Origin of the sequence: Pseudomonas sp. lyk4-TYG-107 (genome assembly GCF_030209055.1) — a bacterium.
Classification (GTDB): Bacteria; Pseudomonadota; Gammaproteobacteria; order Pseudomonadales; family Pseudomonadaceae; genus Aquipseudomonas; species Aquipseudomonas putida_A.
Genome location: NZ_JARVST010000002.1, coordinates 79,590 through 97,161 on the forward strand (window position 1 = coordinate 79,590; position 17,572 = coordinate 97,161).

Annotated in this window: 19 protein-coding genes and 1 pseudogene; 15 read left to right on the plus strand and 5 right to left on the minus strand. The window is 61.2% G+C overall.

Annotated elements, in window-relative coordinates; translation table 11 throughout:
- Nucleotides 1-60: 60 nt before the first annotated feature.
- From phaC (QRN61_RS02075) to QRN61_RS02090, 4 genes are all read left to right on the plus strand, one after another.
- Entirely contained in the window at nucleotides 61-1,740 is a 1,680-nt protein-coding gene (gene phaC, locus QRN61_RS02075; protein ID WP_047600835.1) for a class II poly(R)-hydroxyalkanoic acid synthase, read from the plus strand.
- Between the two features lie 152 nt (nucleotides 1,741-1,892).
- Nucleotides 1,893-2,747: a poly(3-hydroxyalkanoate) depolymerase gene (gene phaZ / locus QRN61_RS02080; RefSeq protein ID WP_027611303.1), complete on the plus strand. Its 855-nt coding sequence runs from the start codon at nucleotides 1,893-1,895 to the stop codon at nucleotides 2,745-2,747.
- A gap of 139 nt (nucleotides 2,748-2,886) precedes the next feature.
- The gene (gene phaC / locus QRN61_RS02085) at nucleotides 2,887-4,569 is read left to right on the plus strand and encodes a class II poly(R)-hydroxyalkanoic acid synthase (RefSeq protein WP_003220865.1); all 1,683 of its coding nucleotides are present in this window, start codon (nucleotides 2,887-2,889) and stop codon (nucleotides 4,567-4,569) included.
- A 30-nt stretch (nucleotides 4,570-4,599) separates the two neighbouring features.
- Nucleotides 4,600-5,220, plus strand: coding sequence for a TetR/AcrR family transcriptional regulator (locus QRN61_RS02090; RefSeq protein ID WP_027611301.1), 621 nt, complete (start codon nucleotides 4,600-4,602; stop codon nucleotides 5,218-5,220).
- Nucleotides 5,221-5,420: 200 nt separating this feature from the next.
- Here the strand turns inward: QRN61_RS02090 and QRN61_RS02095 are convergent, their stop codons facing one another.
- The 3 genes from QRN61_RS02095 to QRN61_RS02105 all read right to left on the minus strand — a co-directional run bounded on the left by QRN61_RS02095 (nucleotide 5,421) and on the right by QRN61_RS02105 (nucleotide 7,302).
- Nucleotides 5,421-6,344, minus strand: coding sequence for a phasin family protein (locus QRN61_RS02095; protein ID WP_150369481.1), 924 nt, complete (start codon nucleotides 6,342-6,344; stop codon nucleotides 5,421-5,423).
- A 10-nt stretch (nucleotides 6,345-6,354) separates the two neighbouring features.
- Nucleotides 6,355-6,777: a phasin family protein gene (locus QRN61_RS02100; protein WP_027611299.1), complete on the minus strand. Its 423-nt coding sequence runs from the start codon at nucleotides 6,775-6,777 to the stop codon at nucleotides 6,355-6,357.
- A 249-nt stretch (nucleotides 6,778-7,026) separates the two neighbouring features.
- Complete coding sequence (locus tag QRN61_RS02105) at nucleotides 7,027-7,302, minus strand: polyhydroxyalkanoic acid system family protein (protein ID WP_003220859.1); 276 nt, start codon at nucleotides 7,300-7,302, stop codon at nucleotides 7,027-7,029.
- 154 nt (nucleotides 7,303-7,456) lie between these two features.
- Here QRN61_RS02105 and ubiE point away from each other — a divergent pair, with 154 nt between their 5' ends.
- The 11 genes and pseudogenes from ubiE (at nucleotide 7,457) to QRN61_RS27670 (ending at nucleotide 15,630) form a co-directional block, all read left to right on the plus strand.
- Nucleotides 7,457-8,227, plus strand: a complete 771-nt coding sequence (gene ubiE, locus QRN61_RS02110) for a bifunctional demethylmenaquinone methyltransferase/2-methoxy-6-polyprenyl-1,4-benzoquinol methylase UbiE (protein ID WP_150369480.1) — start codon at nucleotides 7,457-7,459, stop codon at nucleotides 8,225-8,227.
- Complete coding sequence (locus tag QRN61_RS02115; protein ID WP_003220855.1) at nucleotides 8,227-8,850, plus strand: ubiquinone biosynthesis accessory factor UbiJ; 624 nt, start codon at nucleotides 8,227-8,229, stop codon at nucleotides 8,848-8,850. Before ubiE ends, QRN61_RS02115 begins: the two co-directional genes overlap by 1 nt.
- Nucleotides 8,847-10,451 carry a ubiquinone biosynthesis regulatory protein kinase UbiB gene (gene ubiB, locus QRN61_RS02120; protein ID WP_027611297.1) on the plus strand — a complete coding sequence of 535 codons (1,605 nt, stop codon included), beginning with the start codon at nucleotides 8,847-8,849 and terminating at the stop codon, nucleotides 10,449-10,451. The genes QRN61_RS02115 and ubiB overlap by 4 nt, the downstream gene beginning before the upstream one ends.
- A gap of 80 nt (nucleotides 10,452-10,531) precedes the next feature.
- Entirely contained in the window at nucleotides 10,532-10,933 is a 402-nt protein-coding gene (hisI, locus tag QRN61_RS02125) for a phosphoribosyl-AMP cyclohydrolase (protein ID WP_007909357.1), read from the plus strand.
- Nucleotides 10,926-11,258, plus strand: coding sequence for a phosphoribosyl-ATP diphosphatase (locus QRN61_RS02130; RefSeq protein WP_003220849.1), 333 nt, complete (start codon nucleotides 10,926-10,928; stop codon nucleotides 11,256-11,258). The genes hisI and QRN61_RS02130 overlap by 8 nt, the downstream gene beginning before the upstream one ends.
- 25 nt (nucleotides 11,259-11,283) lie before the next feature.
- Nucleotides 11,284-11,565, plus strand: a complete 282-nt coding sequence (locus QRN61_RS02135) for a twin-arginine translocase TatA/TatE family subunit (protein ID WP_003220847.1) — start codon at nucleotides 11,284-11,286, stop codon at nucleotides 11,563-11,565.
- A gap of 10 nt (nucleotides 11,566-11,575) precedes the next feature.
- On the plus strand, nucleotides 11,576-12,016 hold the full coding sequence (gene tatB, locus QRN61_RS02140; RefSeq protein WP_115988386.1) for a Sec-independent protein translocase protein TatB: 441 nt from the start codon (nucleotides 11,576-11,578) through the stop codon (nucleotides 12,014-12,016).
- Nucleotides 12,013-12,804, plus strand: a complete 792-nt coding sequence (tatC, locus tag QRN61_RS02145) for a twin-arginine translocase subunit TatC (RefSeq protein ID WP_027611295.1) — start codon at nucleotides 12,013-12,015, stop codon at nucleotides 12,802-12,804. The genes tatB and tatC overlap by 4 nt, the downstream gene beginning before the upstream one ends.
- Nucleotides 12,801-13,508 (plus strand): 16S rRNA (uracil(1498)-N(3))-methyltransferase, encoded by a 708-nt coding sequence (locus QRN61_RS02150; protein ID WP_027611294.1) that lies wholly within the window; start codon nucleotides 12,801-12,803, stop codon nucleotides 13,506-13,508. The genes tatC and QRN61_RS02150 overlap by 4 nt, the downstream gene beginning before the upstream one ends.
- 322 nt (nucleotides 13,509-13,830) lie before the next feature.
- Nucleotides 13,831-14,775: pseudogene (locus QRN61_RS27665) on the plus strand (methyl-accepting chemotaxis protein); the annotation flags it as partial.
- A gap of 141 nt (nucleotides 14,776-14,916) precedes the next feature.
- The gene (locus QRN61_RS27670; protein ID WP_371262571.1) at nucleotides 14,917-15,630 is read left to right on the plus strand and encodes a methyl-accepting chemotaxis protein; all 714 of its coding nucleotides are present in this window, start codon (nucleotides 14,917-14,919) and stop codon (nucleotides 15,628-15,630) included.
- Between the two features lie 137 nt (nucleotides 15,631-15,767).
- Here the strand turns inward: QRN61_RS27670 and QRN61_RS02160 are convergent, their stop codons facing one another.
- Nucleotides 15,768-16,502, minus strand: a complete 735-nt coding sequence (locus QRN61_RS02160; RefSeq protein WP_007961769.1) for an amino acid ABC transporter ATP-binding protein — start codon at nucleotides 16,500-16,502, stop codon at nucleotides 15,768-15,770.
- Complete coding sequence (locus QRN61_RS02165; RefSeq protein WP_285373105.1) at nucleotides 16,495-17,454, minus strand: amino acid ABC transporter permease; 960 nt, start codon at nucleotides 17,452-17,454, stop codon at nucleotides 16,495-16,497. Before QRN61_RS02165 ends, QRN61_RS02160 begins: the two co-directional genes overlap by 8 nt.
- Nucleotides 17,455-17,572: the final 118 nt, after the last annotated feature.

Sequence of the window (17,572 nt, forward strand, 5' to 3'; positions counted from 1 at the left end):
TCGCTGTGGAACTGCACAGCAGAAAACGGGTACTCGTCTCAGGACAATGGAGCGTCGTAGATGAGTAACAAGAATAACGATGACCTGAAGTACCAAGCCTCGGAAAACACCCTGGGGCTTAATCCCGTCGTTGGGCTGCGCGGAAAGGATCTGCTGGCCTCTGCTCGAATGGTGCTGACCCAGGCCATCAAACAACCGATCCATAGCGTCAAGCACGTGACCCATTTCGGTCTTGAACTGAAGAATGTGCTGTTCGGCAAATCCGAACTGCAACCGGCCAGCGATGACCGTCGCTTCGCTGATCCGGCGTGGAGTCAGAACCCGCTCTACAAACGTTATCTGCAAACTTATCTGGCGTGGCGCAAGGAGCTCCACTCCTGGATCGACGACAGCAGCCTGTCACCCAAAGACATCGCGCGCGGCCACTTCGTGATCAACCTGATGACCGAAGCCATGGCCCCGACCAACACCGCCGCCAACCCGGCGGCGGTCAAACGCTTCTTCGAGACCGGCGGCAAAAGCCTGCTCGATGGCCTCTCGCATCTGGCCAAGGATCTGGTGCACAACGGCGGCATGCCGAGCCAGGTCAACATGGGCGCGTTCGAGGTCGGCAAGAGCCTTGGTGTGACCGAAGGCGCGGTGGTGTTTCGCAACGACGTGCTGGAGCTGATCCAGTACAAGCCGATCACCGAGCAAGTCCACGAGCGTCCACTGCTCGTGGTGCCGCCACAGATCAACAAGTTCTATGTTTTCGACCTGAGCCCGGACAAGAGTCTCGCGCGCTTCTGCCTGCGTAATAACGTGCAGACTTTCATCGTCAGCTGGCGCAACCCGACCAAGGCCCAGCGCGAGTGGGGCCTGTCGACCTACATCGATGCGCTGAAAGAAGCAGTCGACGTGGTCACCGCCATCACCGGCAGCAAAGACGTGAACATGCTCGGCGCCTGCTCCGGCGGCATCACCTGCACCGCCCTGCTCGGCCACTATGCCGCCCTCGGCGAAAACAAGGTCAACGCCCTGACCCTGCTGGTCAGCGTGCTCGACACCACCCTGGACAGCGACGTCGCCCTGTTCGTCGACGAGCAGACCCTCGAGACCGCCAAACGCCACTCGTATCAGGCCGGCGTGCTCGAAGGCAAAGACATGGCCAAGGTCTTCGCGTGGATGCGCCCCAACGACCTGATCTGGAACTACTGGGTCAACAACTACCTGCTCGGTAACGAGCCGCCGGTGTTCGACATCCTGTTCTGGAACAACGACACCACCCGGTTGCCGGCCGCGTTCCACGGCGACCTGATCGAGATGTTCAAAAACAACCCACTGATCCGCCCCAATGCACTGGAAGTGTGCGGTACGCCAATCGACCTCAAGCAGGTCACCGCCGACATCTTCTCGCTGGCCGGCACCAACGACCACATCACCCCGTGGAAGTCCTGCTACAAGTCGGCGCAGCTATTTGGCGGCAAGGTCGAGTTCGTGCTGTCGAGCAGCGGGCACATCCAGAGCATCCTGAACCCGCCGGGCAACCCGAAATCGCGCTACATGACCAGCGAAGGCATGGCCGCCAATGCCGACGAATGGCAAGAGAACTCGACCAAGCACACCGATTCCTGGTGGCTGTACTGGCAGGCGTGGCAGGCCGAGCGCTCGGGTAATCTGAAAAAAGCACCAACCAAACTCGGCAACAAGGCGTACGCGCCAGGTGAAGCATCGCCGGGCACATATGTTCACGAGCGGTAACTGACACCACCCTGTCATTGTGGGAGCGAGCCTGCTCGCGAAAGCGGTCATGCAATCAACATTGATGCTGGCTGACACGACGCCTTCGCGAGCAAGCCCGCTCCCACAAGGGATTGGAGGTGATATTGAGATTGACCCACAGGGCCTGAAGCATGCCGCAACCGTTCATTTTCCGTACCGTCGATCTGGATGGGCAGACCCTCCGCACCGCGGTACGCCCCGGCAAGCCTCATTTGACGCCCTTGCTGATTTTCAACGGCATCGGCGCCAACCTGGAGCTGGTGTTTCCGTTTGTCGCGGCGCTGGACCCGGATCTGGAAGTGATCGCCTTCGACGTGCCCGGTGTCGGCGGCTCGTCGACGCCCAACCGGCCTTATCGCTTTCCCGGGCTGGCGAAGCTGACGGCGCGGATGCTCGACTACCTCGACTACGGCCAGGTCAATGTGATCGGCGTGTCGTGGGGCGGCGCGCTGGCGCAGCAATTCGCCCACGACTACCCCGAACGCTGCAAGAAACTGGTGCTGGCGGCGACCGCGGCCGGCGCCTTCATGGTGCCGGGCAAGCCGAAAGTGCTGTGGATGATGGCCAGCCCACGCCGTTACATCCAGCCATCGCACGTGATCCGCATTGCGCCGTTGATCTACGGCGGCTCGTTCCGCCGCGACCCGACGCTGGCCGCCAGCCATGCGGCGAAAGTGCGTTCGGCGGGCAAGCTCGGTTACTACTGGCAGCTGTTCGCCGGCCTCGGCTGGACCAGCATTCACTGGCTGCACAAGATCCATCAGCCGACCCTGGTGCTGGCCGGCGACGACGATCCACTGATCCCGCTGATCAACATGCGCATGCTCGCCTGGCGGATTCCCAACGCCCAACTGCACATCATCGACGACGGTCATCTGTTCCTGATCACCCGCGCCGAAGCCGTGGCGCCGATCATCATGAAATTCCTTGAGGAGGAACGGCAGCGCGCCGTGATGCACCCGCACCCGACCCCGCTGGGCGGATAAATCACGGCGGCAGGCTTTATGCAAGGTTTTGAACAACGTGCGCGGCAGGACGCCGCGCAGGCAGCAACCCGTAACAGCGACTATGGTGTTCTGGTTCGGTGAGTTTGTTTTTGACCTGAAGACGAAGGAGTGTTGAGTCATGCGCGACAAACCTGCGACGGGCGTAGTGCCCAGTCCCGCCGTGTTCATCAATGCACAAAGTGCAATGACCGGCCTGCGTGGGCGGGACCTGCTCTCGACCTTGCGCAGCGTCGCCGCCCACGGTCTGCGCAACCCGATTCACAGCGCGAAGCACGCCTTGAAACTCGGTGGCCAGCTCGGTCGCGTGCTGCTCGGTGAAACCCTGCACCCGACCAACCCGCAGGACGCGCGGTTCGCCGATCCGGCGTGGAGCCTCAATCCGTTCTACCGGCGCAGTCTGCAGGCGTATCTGGCCTGGCAGAAACAGGTCAAGAGCTGGATCGATGAAAGCAGCATGAGCGAGGACGATCGCGCTCGCGCGCACTTCGCGTTCACCCTGCTCAACGATGCCGTCGCGCCCTCCAATACCTTGCTCAATCCGTTGGCGGTCAAGGAGCTGTTCAATTCCGGCGGCCAGAGTCTGGTGCGCGGCCTGAGCCATCTGTTTGATGATCTGCTGCACAACGATGGCCTGCCACGCCAGGTTACCAAGCAGGCGTTCGAGGTCGGCAAGACCGTCGCCACCACCACCGGTGCGGTGGTGTTTCGCAACGAGCTGCTGGAGCTGATCCAGTACAAGCCGATGAGCGAAAAACAGTACGCCAAGCCGTTGCTGGTGGTGCCGCCGCAAATCAACAAGTACTACATTTTCGACCTCAGCCCGCAGAACAGCTTTGTCCAGTACGCGCTGAAAAACGGCCTGCAGACCTTCATGATCAGTTGGCGCAACCCGGACGTACGCCACCGGGAATGGGGCCTCTCGACCTACGTCGAAGCCGTGGAAGAAGCGATGAACATCTGCCGGGCGATCACCGGCGCGCGCGAGGTGAATCTGATGGGTGCCTGCGCCGGTGGCCTGACCATCGCCGCGCTGCAGGGTCATCTGCAGGCGAAACGGCAACTGCGACGGATCTCCAGTGCGACCTATCTGGTCAGCCTGCTCGACAGTGAGATCGAAACCCCGACCACGCTGTTCGCCGACGAACAGACCATCGAAGCGGCCAAACGCCGCTCCTACCAGCGAGGCGTGCTCGACGGTCGCGACATGGCCAAGGTGTTCGCCTGGATGCGGCCCAACGATTTGATCTGGAGCTACTTCGTCAATAACTACCTGCTCGGCAAAGAGCCGCCGGCCTTCGACATTCTCTACTGGAACAACGATAACACTCGCCTGCCCGCCGCGTTCCACGGCGACCTGCTGGACTTCTTCAAACACAACCCGCTGACCCACCCGGGTGGCCTGGAAGTCTGCGGTACGCCGATCGATCTGCAGAAAGTCACCGTCGACAGCTTCAGCGTGGCCGGCATGAACGACCACATCACGCCGTGGGACGCGGTGTACCGCTCGACCCTGCTGCTCGGTGGCGAGCGGCGTTTCGTACTGTCCAACAGTGGGCACGTGCAGAGCATCCTCAACCCGCCGAGCAACCCGAAAGCCAATTACGTCGAGAACGGCAAGCTGAGCAGCGATCCGCGCGCCTGGTACTACGACGCCAAGCGCGTCGACGGCAGTTGGTGGCCGCAGTGGCTGGAGTGGATACAGCAGCGCTCCGGCACGCAGCACGAAACCACGTTTACCCTCGGCAACCCGAATTATCCACCGATGGAGGCAGCACCCGGCACCTACGTGCATGTGCGCTGACGCTTAACCGAACTTTTCTAAGAAGACTGGATGAAAACCCGCGACCGGATTCTCGAATGTGCCCTGCAACTGTTCAACGAAAAGGGTGAGCCCAACGTCTCCACCATGGAAGTTGCCAACGAAATGGGGATCAGCCCCGGCAATCTCTACTACCACTTTCACGGCAAGGAGCCGTTGATTCTCGGCCTGTTCGAACGCTTCCAGAACGAACTGGCGCCGCTGCTCGATCCTCCATCGGATGCCGAGCTGGCGCCGGAGGATTACTGGCTGTTTCTGCACCTGATCGTCGAGCGCCTGGCGCAGTACCGGTTTCTGTTCCAGGACCTGTCGAACCTCGCCGGGCGCCTGCCGAAACTGGCCAAGGGCATTCGCAACCTGCTCAACGCGCTCAAGCGTACGCTGGCGTCCTTGCTGGCGCGGTTGAAGGCTTCGGGGCAACTGGTCAGTGACACCCAGGCGTTGGGGCAACTGGTGGAACAGATCACCCTGACCCTGCTGTTCTCGCTGGACTATCAACGGATTCTCGATCGTGAAGGCGAGGTCAAACTGGTGGTGTACCAGATCATGATGCTGGTGGCGCCGCATCTGCTGCCGCCGGTGAAAGTCGCTACTGAACGGATGGCATTGCAGTACCTCGAAGATCACGAATGAATGGGCTACACATTGTCCTCCCCCAGTGGGAGCGGGCTTGCTCGCGAAAGCGGTGGCTCAGCCAACATCAATGCTGAATGACACACCGCCTTCGCGAGCAAGCCCGCTCCCACAGGAGAATGGCGCTGTTCCAGCGATTCTCTGCACAAACAAAAACGCCCGACCTTCACAGGCCGGGCGTTTTGTTTTGCCCTGAAAAATCAGGACTGACTGGTTGGCGTCGACGGGGTCGATGCAGCAGTCGGGGTGGCTACCGGAGTCGGTGCAGCGGCGGAGTTCGACGCGCTGGCCGGGGTTGCCGGGGTGGCTGGCTTGGCTGCTGCGGGTGCAGCTGGCTTCGGCGCAGCGGCCTTCGGCGCGGCCGGTTTTTTCACTGCCGGTTTTTTCGCCGCAGCCGGTTTGGCCGAAGGTTTGGCAGCCGGTTTCGCGGCAGCGGTTTTCGCTGCTGGCTTAGCGGCTGGCTTGGCGGCTGGTTTGGCCGCGGACTTGGCCGCAGGTTTCGCAGCCGCTTTGGCAGCAACCGGTTTCGCGGCAGCCTTGGCGGCTGGTTTGGCAGCGGCCGTTTTAGCAGCAGGCTTGGCGGCAGCGGTTTTTGCCGCTGGCTTGGCCGCAGCTTTGGCAGCTGGTTTCGCAGCCGCTTTAGCCAGTGGCTTGGCGGCGGTTTTGGCTGCCGGTTTGGCCGCTGCGGTTTTCGCCGCGACCGGTTGGGTTTTCAGACCGGTGAGTTTCTCGATCTGCTTGGTCAGGGTCTCGACCTTGCTGTGCAGCGCTTTGACTTCATTGCGGCTAGGCACACCCAGGCGCGAAATCGCGCTGTTCAGGCGCTTGTCGAAAGCCCCTTCCAGCTCGTCCCACTTGCCCAGTGCGCGATCTTTCACACCGCTGATGCGCGACTTGGCCGAAGAAGCGGAATCCTTGGCGGCATCGACTTTCTTGCCGACTGCCGACTTGGTGAGCTTCTCGGCTTTCTCGCCGTCTTTGACCAGTGACTCGAAGAGCTTGCTGCCGTCAGTGTCGATCTTCGAGTACACGCCTAAACCAGCCAGCCAGATTTTGCGGGAGTAGTCTTCGACTTTCCCAATCCACGAGCTGCCTTCTTTATCGGTGTTCTTTTTACCAGCCATCCCGTTCTCCTTAAGATTTACGCGCGACGCGTTCGAGCAATGCCGTCAGCTCATCGAGCTTAGCAGAGAGTGTCTCAACGTCATGTTTAGACGGAATGCCGATACGATTCAAGGCGCTTGCTACACGGGAGTCGAACGCCTTCTCGACCTTGTCGAGCTGAACTTCGACGCGACCTTTGAACGAGCTGACTTCATCCTTGGCTTCATCGATCTCGGCATTGGCGGCTTCGAGTTTTTCGGTGACGACTCTTTTGCCTTTCTTTTCAACAGTTTGACCAGCCTTGATCAGCTCTTGAAAGTAGTCGCTGCCCTCTTGGCCGACCTTGGTGTAGGCACCCAGGCCTGCCAGCCAGATCTTGCGGGCATAGGATTTGACGTCGCTCAGAGCAGAAGTCGAAGCGTCGATTTTTTTCTTCAGAATGACTTTGGCCATGGTGCACCTCACGCGCAGAAGGTTTGAGGAACTGCCCGCAAAAGTGTCGGGCTCAGGCACAAAGTAGGGAGAAAAATTAGAAACGGCACCCTAACAACTGACATAAACAGCAGGGGCACCACCAAACAAATGTGGGAGCGAGCCTGCTCGCGAATACGGTGTATCAGTCAATATTCGAGTCGACTAACACACCGCTTTCGCGAGCAGGCTCGCTCCCACAAGGGATCTCGGGTTACCGAAGAATCGCGATCAGACCAACGCTTTGTCCAGCGCCTTCTCGATCTCGGCTTTGATCATGCCGCTCATGGCCGACATCATGATGCCCAGTTCCACGTCGACACGGATCGAGTCGTCGGCCACATGCACCGCGCCTTTCACGCCCGAGCGCTTGAGGTTCAGGGTGTCGCCCGACCACTGCGGCTCCAGACCATATTGATCGGAGAGTTTCTGCGCCAGCTTGTCGGCCTTCTCGCGGGCGGCTTCCTTGCCCAGGCTGTGGGCACGCTCAACACTGATTTTGGCCATCGAATGACTCCTGCTTGATGAATAGGTGACGGTAAATCTTGACCGCGTCTGCGGCAAATCGTCCCGAAGGTCGCCCATCTTACCTTTAGCCATTCCAAGACAAAGCATGGCTTGGGGATTAGAATGTCGCGCATTCTCTTTTGGTGACAGCGATATGACTGATCAGCGCAAAGGCAGCGATGCCGAACCCACCACTCACTTCGGCTTCAAAAACGTTCCGGAAAGCCAGAAAGCGGAAAAAGTCGCTGAGGTGTTCCACTCCGTAGCCGCGAAGTACGACCTGATGAACGACCTTCTGTCGGGCGGCATGCACCGTCTGTGGAAGCGTTTCGCGATCGAACTGTCCGGGGTGCGTGCAGGCAACCGCGTGCTCGACATCGCCGGCGGTACTGGCGACCTGACCAGGAAATTCTCGCACCTGGTTGGCCCCACCGGTCAGGTGGTATTGGCCGACATCAACGAATCGATGCTCAAGGTCGGCCGTGACCGTCTGCTGGATCTGGGTGTGTCGGGCAACGTTGAATTCGTTCAGGCGGACGCGGAAAAACTGCCGTTCCCGGACAACCACTTCGACTGCGTGACCATCGCTTTCGGCCTGCGCAACGTGACGCACAAAGAAGATGCGCTGCGCTCGATGCTGCGCGTGCTCAAGCCCGGCGGCCGCTTGCTGGTGCTGGAATTCTCCAAGCCGACCAACGCGCTGATGTCCAAGGCCTACGACGCTTACTCGTTCGCCTTCATGCCACTGATGGGCAAGCTGATCACCAACGATTCGGAAAGCTATCGCTACCTCGCCGAATCGATCCGCATGCACCCGAATCAGGAAACCCTGAAGTCGATGATGGTCGACGCCGGTTTCGACCGCGTGACCTATCACAACATGACCGCAGGCATCGTCGCCCTGCACCGCGGCATCAAGCCCTGATGTTGCTCACCGGGCTGCTTGCCAGCGTCGAACTCGGTCTGAACCGGGTGCTGCGTCTCGACAGCACGGCGCTGCCGCGGCTGGCGCATCTGACTGGCAAAGTGATTGCCGTCGATTGCCGCAGCCCGGCGCTGCAACTGTTCATCCTGCCCAGCGATGAGGGCCTGATGCTCGCCTCGCACTGGGAAACCGGCGTCGACTGCACCCTGCGCGCCCCGGCCTCGAGCCTGGTAAAACTGGCCGTGAGCAAAGACAAGACCGCGGTGCTGCACGCCCCGGAAGTCGAGCTCGACGGTGACAGCGGCGTGCTGCTGGAACTGGCCGGGGTGCTGCAGGACCTCGAGCTGGACTGGGAGTACGAACTCTCGCGCTGGCTCGGACCGGTCGCCACGCAACTGATTGGCGGTCACCTGCGCAGCCGCGCACGCTGGTATCAACAAGGATTTGCCAGCCTCAACCAGAACCTCGCCGAATACCTCGCCGAAGAATCGCGCACCCTCGTCGGGCAGCGCGAAGCCGAAGCACGATTCAGCGAACTGGACCGGATCAAACTTGATCTGGAACGTCTCGAGGCGCGTTTCGAGCGCCTTTCCCGATCCCTCGACCCAAGCGATAACGCATGAAGCTGCTTGCCGTCCGCCGTCTGTTGCGCATCCAGCGCGTCGTGATCCGCTACCGCCTCGATGACCTGCTGTTCGAGCTGCCGCTGCCCTGGTTTCTCCTGGCGCTGCGTTACGTGCTGCCGTGGCGCTGGTTGCCGCGCAAGCCGCTGGAGCTGAGCCGTGGTGCGCGCCTGCGTCTGGCGCTGCAGGATCTGGGGCCGATTTTCATCAAGTTCGGGCAGATTCTTTCGACCCGCCGCGACCTGCTGCCGGAAGACATCGCCGATGAGTTGATGCTGCTGCAGGACCGCGTGCCGCCGTTCGATTCGCAGCTGTCGATCAAGCTGATCGAAGAACAGCTGGGCAAGAAGATCAGCGAAGTGTTCAGCCGTTTCGACGTCGAGCCGCTGGCCTCGGCCTCGGTGGCGCAGGTGCACGCCGCGCAACTGAAGACCGGCGAAGAAGTGGTGGTCAAGGTGATCCGCCCGGGCCTGAAACCGGTGATCGCCCAGGATCTGGCATGGCTGTTCATCCTCGCCCGCGCCGCCGAAAAGGTCTCCGCCGACGCCCGCCTGCTGCACCCGGTGGACGTGGTGCAGGACTACGAAAAAACCATCTACGACGAACTCGACCTGCTGCGCGAGGCGGCCAACGCCAGCCAGCTCAAGCGCAACTTCGAAGGCTCGCCGCTGCTCTATGTGCCGCAAGTCTATTGGGACTGGTGCCGGCCGAAAGTGCTGGTGATGGAGCGCATCTACGGGATTCAGGTGACGGATCTGGCGACCCTCGCCGACCAGCGCACCGACATGAAAATGCTCGCCGAGCGCGGCGTGGAGATCTTTTTCACCCAGGTGTTCCGCGACAGTTTCTTCCACGCCGACATGCACCCGGGCAACATCTTCGTCAGCACCGTCAACCCGTGGAGCCCGCAGTACATCGCGATCGACTGCGGCATCGTCGGCAGCCTGACCCCGGAAGACCAGGACTATCTGGCGCGCAACCTGTTCGCCTTCTTCAAGCGTGACTACCGCCGCGTGGCGCAGTTGCACATCGATTCGGGCTGGGTGCCGGCGGAAACCAAACTCAACGAATTCGAAGCGGCGATCCGCACCGTATGCGAACCGATCTTCGAAAAACCGTTAAAAGATATTTCATTTGGCCAGGTGCTGATGCGCCTGTTCCAGACCGCACGGCGCTTCAACATGGAAGTCCAGCCGCAGCTGGTGTTGCTGCAGAAGACTCTATTGAACATCGAGGGCCTCGGTCGTCAGCTGTACCCGGATCTGGATCTGTGGAACACCGCGCAGCCCTTCCTCGAGCGCTGGATGCGCGAGCGCGTCAGCCCGAAAGCCTTGCTCGGCAACGTGCAGAGCCAGTTCGAACAGCTGCCGCACCTGGCCAACATGGCCCGCGACCTGCTCGAACGCATGTCGCAACCGCACGCCTACGACCCGCCACCACCGTGGCACAAACGCAAGGACGACTGGTTCCTGCGCCTGCTCGGTTGCGCACATCTGGCCGGCGGGACGATCCTCGCCGCCGGTGGCCCGTTGCACGAACTGGGGCATTGGCCGGCGGGCATCATGGTGGCCGTCGGCTTGTATCTGGTCGTTCGCCGATAGCCAGTTTGCTGATCGGCTGGCACACTGTTTGAACGCCTGAACCCGACTATTAAAGTGCGGGTTCGCTGTCGGAGTCGAAGATGAAAAACTGGCTGGACGAGATCAAGTGGGACGCCGATGGCCTGGTGCCGGCGATTGCCCAGGATCACAAGACCGGACGCGTGCTGATGATGGCCTGGATGAACCGCGAAGCGCTGGAACTGACCGCTGCGGAAAACCGTGCAATCTACTGGTCACGTTCCCGTGGCAAGCTGTGGCGCAAGGGCGAAGAGTCCGGCCATGTACAGACCCTGCATGAAATGCGTCTGGACTGTGACGCCGACGTGATCATCCTGATGGTCGAACAGATCGGCGACATCGCTTGCCATACCGGCCGTCAAAGCTGCTTTTACCGCGTCTTCGAAAACGGCGACTGGAAAACGGTCGACCCTGTCTTGAAAGACCCGCACGCAATCTATTCCGCAGGACACAAACATGAGTGACACCCTGACCCGCCTCGCTCAGGTACTTGAAGAGCGCAAAGGCGCAGCGGCCGACAGCTCATATGTAGCTAGTCTGTATCACAAGGGCCTGAACAAGATTCTGGAGAAAGTCGGCGAAGAGTCGGTCGAAACCATTATTGCCGCCAAGGACGCCGCCATCAGCGGTGACTGCAGCGATGTGATCTACGAGACCGCCGACCTGTGGTTCCACAGCATGGTCATGCTTGCCCAACTGGGGCAGCATCCGCAGGCCGTGCTGGATGAACTGGATCGTCGCTTCGGTCTGTCCGGACACGTCGAGAAAGCCTCGCGTCCGTCCGCCTGAACAATTTTTAGAGAGGAACAGCAACATGGGCATTTTTGACTGGAAACACTGGATCGTCATTCTGGTAGTCGTGGTGCTGGTGTTCGGCACCAAGAAACTGAAAAACCTCGGCACCGACGTCGGCGAGTCGATCAAGGGCTTTCGCAAAGCCATGAACGATGACGAAAAGCCGGCCGCCGATCCGACCGTGACGCCTGCGCAGCCAGTACCACCGGTGCAGCCGCAAGCCACCGCTCAGGCCAACCCGCCGCACACCATCGACGTGCAGGCGCAGAAAGTCGAAGAGCCGATCCGCAAAGACGTGTGAGCACTGACTAATGTTTGGTATCAGCTTCTCTGAACTGCTGCTCGTCGGCCTCGTCGCCCTGCTGGTGCTGGGCCCCGAGCGTCTGCCGGGCGCTGCGCGCACCGCCGGCCTGTGGGTCGGCCGGCTGAAGCGCAGCTTCAACGCGATCAAACAGGAAGTTGAACGTGAAATCGGTGCCGACGAGATCCGTCGGCAACTGCACAACGAGCACATCCTGTCGCTGGAGCAGGAGGCGCGGAAGATTTTCACGCCGGTTCAGCAGGAGCCGAACCCGGTTGAGCATGTCGGCGAGCAGACGATTCATGCGCCAGCCGCGCCAACTGCACCTGCCGTAGCGACAACCGAACCTGTGCCCGTCGCGGCGCCAACGCCGGTTGAACACGTAGCTCCAAACGCCGCGCCGATCACACCAGCGCCTCACGACTCCACACTGCCGCCGCGAGCCCCATGAGCGATCTCCCTGAAAACGACCAGCACATGCCGCTGGTATCGCACCTCACCGAGTTGCGCACCCGCCTGCTGCGTTGTGTGGCGGCGGTGTTCATCATCTTCGCCGGGTTGTTCGCGTTCACCCAGCAGATCTACACCTTCGTCTCGACGCCGCTGCGCCAGTACCTGCCGGTCGGCGCGACGATGATCGCCACGGATGTGTCGTCGCCGTTCCTGACGCCACTGAAGCTGACGATGATGGTCTCGCTGTTCCTCGCGATTCCGGTGATCCTGCATCAGATCTGGGGCTTCATCGCGCCGGGCCTGTACAAGCATGAGAAGCGCATCGCCGTGCCGCTGCTGGTGTCCAGCATCCTGCTGTTCTACACCGGCATGGCGTTCGCCTATTACTTCGTGTTCCCGCTGATCTTCAAGTTCTTCGCCGCCGCCACCCCGGCCGGCGTGGAAATGATGACCGACATCACCAGTTACCTCGACTTCGTGATGACGCTGTTCTTCGCCTTTGGCGTCGCGTTCGAAATTCCGGTGGCCGTGGTGCTGCTGGTGTGGATCGGCGTGGTCGACGTCAAATACCTGAAGAAGATCCGCCCGTACGTGATCATCGGCTGCTTCGTGGTCGGCATGATCCTCACCCCGCCGGACATCTTCTCGCAGACCCTGCTGGCGGTACCGATGTGGATGCTGTTTGAAATCGGCATTCTGTTCGGCGGCCTGATCAGCAAGCGCGAACGCCCGGACGAAACACCGGCCGACGATCACAACGACCAGCCGCCAGCGACCCAGGCATGAACCTGCTGTTGCTCGAAGAGGCCGACTTCATCGCGGCCGACCGCGTCGTGCTGCGTGACCGGCGCCTGACCCACATGCAGGAAGTTCACCGCTCGGAAGTCGGTGACAGCCTGCGCGTGGGACGGATCAATGGCTTGATGGGCTCGGCTGAGCTGCTTCGCCTTGAGGCCGGTGAAGCCGAGTTGCGTGTCACCCTCGATCAATCACCACCGGCCAAGCTGCCATTGACGCTGGTATTGGCCCTGCCCCGCCCGAAGATGCTGCGACGGGTGTTCCAGACCGTGGCGACCATGGGCGTGTCGAAGGTGATTCTGGTCAACAGCTACCGGGTCGAGAAGAGTTTCTGGCAGACGCCGTTTCTCGAGCCGGAAGCGATTCGCGAGAACCTGATTCTCGGCCTCGAACAGGCCCGCGATACCGTGCTGCCGGAAGTCATCATCGAGAAGCGCTTCAAACCGTTCGTCGAAGATCGTCTGCCAGCGATCAGCGAAGGCACCCTCGGCCTGGTCGGCCATCCCGGCAATTACCCGCCGTGCCCACGTGCGTTGAGCGAACCGGTGACCCTGGCGATCGGCCCCGAAGGTGGCTGGATCCCCTACGAAATCGACCTGCTGGGCAAATCCGGCCTGCAACCGGTGCAACTGGGCGAACGCATCCTGCGCGTCGAAACCGCCGTCACCGCCCTGCTCGCCCGCCTGTTCTGACACACCGCTCCCCCTGTAGGAGCTGCCGTAGGCTGCGATCTTTTGATTTTGTTTTTTAACAGCAAGATCAAAAGATCGCAGCCTCGTTGCACTCGTCAGCTCCTACAGGAATCCGGGGTTGGCATTCAAATCGGGTTACAGATTGCCATCACCCAGCCGATACAGTCCCCATAAGTCCAATTAGTGGTCCGAGGGGAGTCGTCGCATGTACCGTTGGTTAGCCGAGAATCTTGGGAACGTCAGCGTCAAACGCAAGCTGGGCATCGGTTTCGGCCTGGTGCTGTTGCTCACCCTGCTAATTACCTTCACCGGCTGGACCGGCATGAGCGGCATCATCAGCCGTGGCGACAAGCTCGGTTTCATCTCCAGCCTCAATGAACTGACCAAGGACCTGCGACTGGCGCGTCTGGACTATGAAGCGCGTCGCGGCGAACAAGGCCCGGGCGCGGTCAACGAGTTGCTGGCCAAACTCGCCAGCGGCTTGCAAACCGCGCGCGGCCTGATCGAGCAGCCCTCAGATGCGGCCATGGTCGATCAGCAACTGGCCGCTGTCGCCGAGTACAAGCGTGCCTTCGCCGACATGACACAGGCCACCGTGCAGCGTGAGGACGCGCGCAGCAAGCTCGGCGCCAGTGCCGACAATGCCGTGGCCAAAGTCTCGGAAGTCGAGAAATCCATGCTGCAGGGTGACAGCGTCGCGCAATTCAACAGCGTGATCGAACTGAGCAAACTGTTGCAGCAAGCGCGCTATCAGGTGCGCGGCTACACCTACAGCGGCAAGGCCGAGGCGGAGCAGCCCGCGCTGGACGCCATCGACAATGCACTGAAAAACCTCGACAGCCTGCCGGCGAAACTGCCCGAACAGCACATCGCCAACCTGCAACAGGCCACCGACTCGATCAAGGCTTATCGCGCGGCGGTCGCTCAGTTCCGCGACTCGCAGGTGAACAATGCCAAGGCCGGGGCAACCATGACGGCGCAGGGCGACATCCTCCTCGACCTCAGCAAGAAGCTCACCGAATCACAAACCGTGGTGCGCGATACCGATGCCGCGCACGCCAAGAACATGCTGATCATCGCCACCCTGCTGGCCGTGGCCTTCGGTTTGCTGGCCGCGTGGGCGATCACCCGGCAGATCATCATTCCGCTGAATCAGACCCTGAAGGTCGCCGAACGTGTGGCTGCCGGCGACTTGACCCACAACCTGGTGTCGCAGCGTCGCGACGAACTCGGCCAGTTGCAGCGCTCGATGCAGAGCATGACCCAAGGCCTGCGCGAGTTGATCGGTGGCATCAGCGACGGCGTCACGCAGATCGCCAGCGCCGCCGAGGAATTGTCAGCGGTGACCGAGCAGACCAGCGCCGGGGTCAACAATCAGAAAGTCGAGACCGATCAGGTCGCCACCGCCATGAACGAAATGGCCGCCACTGTGCAGGAAGTCGCGCGCAACGCCGAGGAAGCTTCCGAAGCCGCTGTGGCCGCCGACCAGCAGGCCCGCGAAGGCGACAAAGTGGTGGGTGAAGCCATCGCGCAGATCGAGCGTCTGGCCGTCGAAGTCGGCCACTCCACCGAAGCCATGGGCGAACTCAAGCGCGAGAGCGACAAGATCGGCAGCGTGCTCGACGTGATCAAGTCCGTGGCCCAGCAAACCAACCTGCTGGCGCTCAACGCCGCGATCGAAGCAGCGCGTGCCGGTGAGGCCGGGCGTGGTTTTGCGGTGGTTGCCGATGAAGTGCGCAGCCTCGCCCAGCGCACGCAGAAGTCGACCGAGGAGATCGAAGAGCTGATCGTCGGCCTGCAGAACGGCACCCAGCAAGTGGCAACGATCATGGACAACAGCCGCAGCCTGACCGACAGCAGCGTCGAACTGACCCGCCGTGCCGGTGGCTCACTGGAAAGTATCACCCGCACCGTGTCGGCGATTCAGGCGATGAACCAGCAGATCGCCGCAGCCGCCGAGCAGCAGAGCGCCGTGGCTGAAGAGATCAACCGTAGCGTGCTGAATGTGCGGGATGTGTCGGATCAGACCTCGGCGGCGAGTGAAGAGACGGCGGCGTCGAGTGTTGAGCTGGCGCGGCTGGGGACGCATCTGCAGATGCTGGTGGGGCGGTTCAAGGTTTGAGGTGACCCGAAAACCTCGGTTCGCTCTGAACCGAGGTGATGCTTTCGCGAGCAGGCTCGCTCCCACATTGGACCGCGTCCGCTTGGTCAACTGTGGGAGCGAGCCTGCTCGCGAAGGCGTCCTGAGAGACGCTGAAATTACAAGACCTGACGCAGAAAGGCCTGTGCCCGCGGATCCTTCGGCGCATCAAAAAACTCCGCTGGGGAGGCATCTTCCAGCAGTTTGCCGTGATCGAAGAACAGCACCCGATCCGCCACTTCCCGGGCGAAACCCATTTCGTGGGTGACGCAGACCATGGTCATGCCTTCCACGGCCAGGTTCTTCATCACATCCAGCACTTCGCCGACCATTTCCGGGTCGAGGGCCGAAGTCGGTTCGTCGAACAGCATCACTTTCGGGTCCATCGCCAGCGCCCGGGCAATCGCCACGCGCTGTTGCTGGCCGCCGGACAGGCGTGATGGATATTCCCGAGCCTTCTGCGCAATACCGACCTTTTCCAGCAACGCCAAGGCCTTGGCCTCACTTTCCTTCTGCCCACGCTTGCGCACGACTTTCTGCGCCAGACAGAGGTTTTCCAGCACGGTCATGTGCGGGAACAGGTTGAAATGCTGAAAGACCATGCCGACTTCGCGGCGGTAAGCGTTGACGTCGGTTTTCGGGTCGGCCAGTTGCAGGCCGTCGATGCTCACCGAGCCCGAGTCGAACTCTTCCAGGCCGTTGAGGCAGCGCAGGAAGGTCGATTTGCCCGAGCCCGACGGGCCGATCACCACCAGCACTTCGCCCTTGGCGACAGATGTGGTGACGTTATCCACCGCCCGGACTACCTGGCCACGGGTGTCGAAGACTTTTACCAGATCGCGGACTTCAATCACTTTGCGCGAGCCTCCGCTCAAGCCGGCTGGCGATTTTCGACAACGGCAGGTTGATCAACAGGTACAGGCCGGCGACACAGAACAGGATTTCGAACGGCGAGAACGAGGTGGTGATGACTTCACGACCACTTTTCAGCAGCTCGGTAATCGCAATCACCGACACCAGCGAGGTGTCCTTGACCAGGCTGATGAACTGCCCGGCCAGCGGTGGCAGTACGCGTTTAAATGCTTGCGGCAGTACCACGTGGCGCATCGACTGGCCGGCGCTCAGACCGAGCGAACGCGCCGCTTCGTTCTGGCCACGGGCAATCGACTGCACCCCGGAACGGATGATCTCGGCCACGTAGGCGCCGGTAAACAGCGACAGCGCGGCGATCCCGGCGAACTCGCGGGACAGGTTCATCACCGTGCCGATGAAGAAGTAGAAAATGAAGATTTGCACCAGCAGCGGCGTGCCGCGTACCAGTTCGACGTAGATGCTCGACAGGTCGCGCAGGGTCGGGTTGCTCGACAGGCGGCACAACCCGGTGACGAGACCGATCAGCAGACCGAGTACCCCAGACACCACCGACAGCAACAGCGTGGTCCAAAGGCCCCACAGCAGCGGCCCTGCCGCCCAGTGCCGGGTCACGCCCACGACGTCACCTTCAGCCACATCGTCGCCCTGAGCGAATTGCAGGCTGTTTTCGTCGACGGTCAGGTGCTGCTCGTCACCGGCGTCGTTGCGCAGGGTGACCTGCGCGCTACCGCCCTTGCGTACCAGCTCGGTAACGGTGGAGATATCGGTGGCACGCTGGGATTCTTCGGCCTGATAGGCGAAGTACTGCGGCACGCGGTTCCAGCGCCATTCGTAGGACATCAGCGACGTGGCGTAATACAACGCGCCCGCCAGGCCGACCAGCACCAGCACGGTCAGGACGTGCCAGGGCCATTGGGCTTTTTTCTGTTTCATTGCAGGTTCCGGATTTTTGTTGCTATGGAGGGCCTCTTCGCGAGCAGGCTCGCTCCCACAGGGAAATGCATTCCAATGTGGGAGCGAGCCTGCTCGCGAATGGGGCGACTCGGTCTAT

Excerpts from the sequence above, each read along its gene's own strand:
- phaC (WP_047600835.1), top strand. The coding sequence starts at position 61 with ATGAGTAACAAGAATAACGATGACCTGAAGTACCAAGCCTCGGAAAAC.
- phaZ (WP_027611303.1), top strand. The coding sequence starts at position 1,893 with ATGCCGCAACCGTTCATTTTCCGTACCGTCGATCTGGATGGGCAGACC.
- phaC (WP_003220865.1), top strand. The coding sequence starts at position 2,887 with ATGCGCGACAAACCTGCGACGGGCGTAGTGCCCAGTCCCGCCGTGTTC.
- QRN61_RS02090 (WP_027611301.1), top strand. The coding sequence starts at position 4,600 with ATGAAAACCCGCGACCGGATTCTCGAATGTGCCCTGCAACTGTTCAAC.
- QRN61_RS02095 (WP_150369481.1), bottom strand. The coding sequence starts at position 6,344 with ATGGCTGGTAAAAAGAACACCGATAAAGAAGGCAGCTCGTGGATTGGG.
- QRN61_RS02100 (WP_027611299.1), bottom strand. The coding sequence starts at position 6,777 with ATGGCCAAAGTCATTCTGAAGAAAAAAATCGACGCTTCGACTTCTGCT.
- QRN61_RS02105 (WP_003220859.1), bottom strand. The coding sequence starts at position 7,302 with ATGGCCAAAATCAGTGTTGAGCGTGCCCACAGCCTGGGCAAGGAAGCC.
- ubiE (WP_150369480.1), top strand. The coding sequence starts at position 7,457 with ATGACTGATCAGCGCAAAGGCAGCGATGCCGAACCCACCACTCACTTC.
- QRN61_RS02115 (WP_003220855.1), top strand. The coding sequence starts at position 8,227 with ATGTTGCTCACCGGGCTGCTTGCCAGCGTCGAACTCGGTCTGAACCGG.
- ubiB (WP_027611297.1), top strand. The coding sequence starts at position 8,847 with ATGAAGCTGCTTGCCGTCCGCCGTCTGTTGCGCATCCAGCGCGTCGTG.
- hisI (WP_007909357.1), top strand. The coding sequence starts at position 10,532 with ATGAAAAACTGGCTGGACGAGATCAAGTGGGACGCCGATGGCCTGGTG.
- QRN61_RS02130 (WP_003220849.1), top strand. The coding sequence starts at position 10,926 with ATGAGTGACACCCTGACCCGCCTCGCTCAGGTACTTGAAGAGCGCAAA.
- QRN61_RS02135 (WP_003220847.1), top strand. The coding sequence starts at position 11,284 with ATGGGCATTTTTGACTGGAAACACTGGATCGTCATTCTGGTAGTCGTG.
- tatB (WP_115988386.1), top strand. The coding sequence starts at position 11,576 with ATGTTTGGTATCAGCTTCTCTGAACTGCTGCTCGTCGGCCTCGTCGCC.
- tatC (WP_027611295.1), top strand. The coding sequence starts at position 12,013 with ATGAGCGATCTCCCTGAAAACGACCAGCACATGCCGCTGGTATCGCAC.
- QRN61_RS02150 (WP_027611294.1), top strand. The coding sequence starts at position 12,801 with ATGAACCTGCTGTTGCTCGAAGAGGCCGACTTCATCGCGGCCGACCGC.
- QRN61_RS27670 (WP_371262571.1), top strand. The coding sequence starts at position 14,917 with ATGAACGAAATGGCCGCCACTGTGCAGGAAGTCGCGCGCAACGCCGAG.
- QRN61_RS02165 (WP_285373105.1), bottom strand. The coding sequence starts at position 17,454 with ATGAAACAGAAAAAAGCCCAATGGCCCTGGCACGTCCTGACCGTGCTG.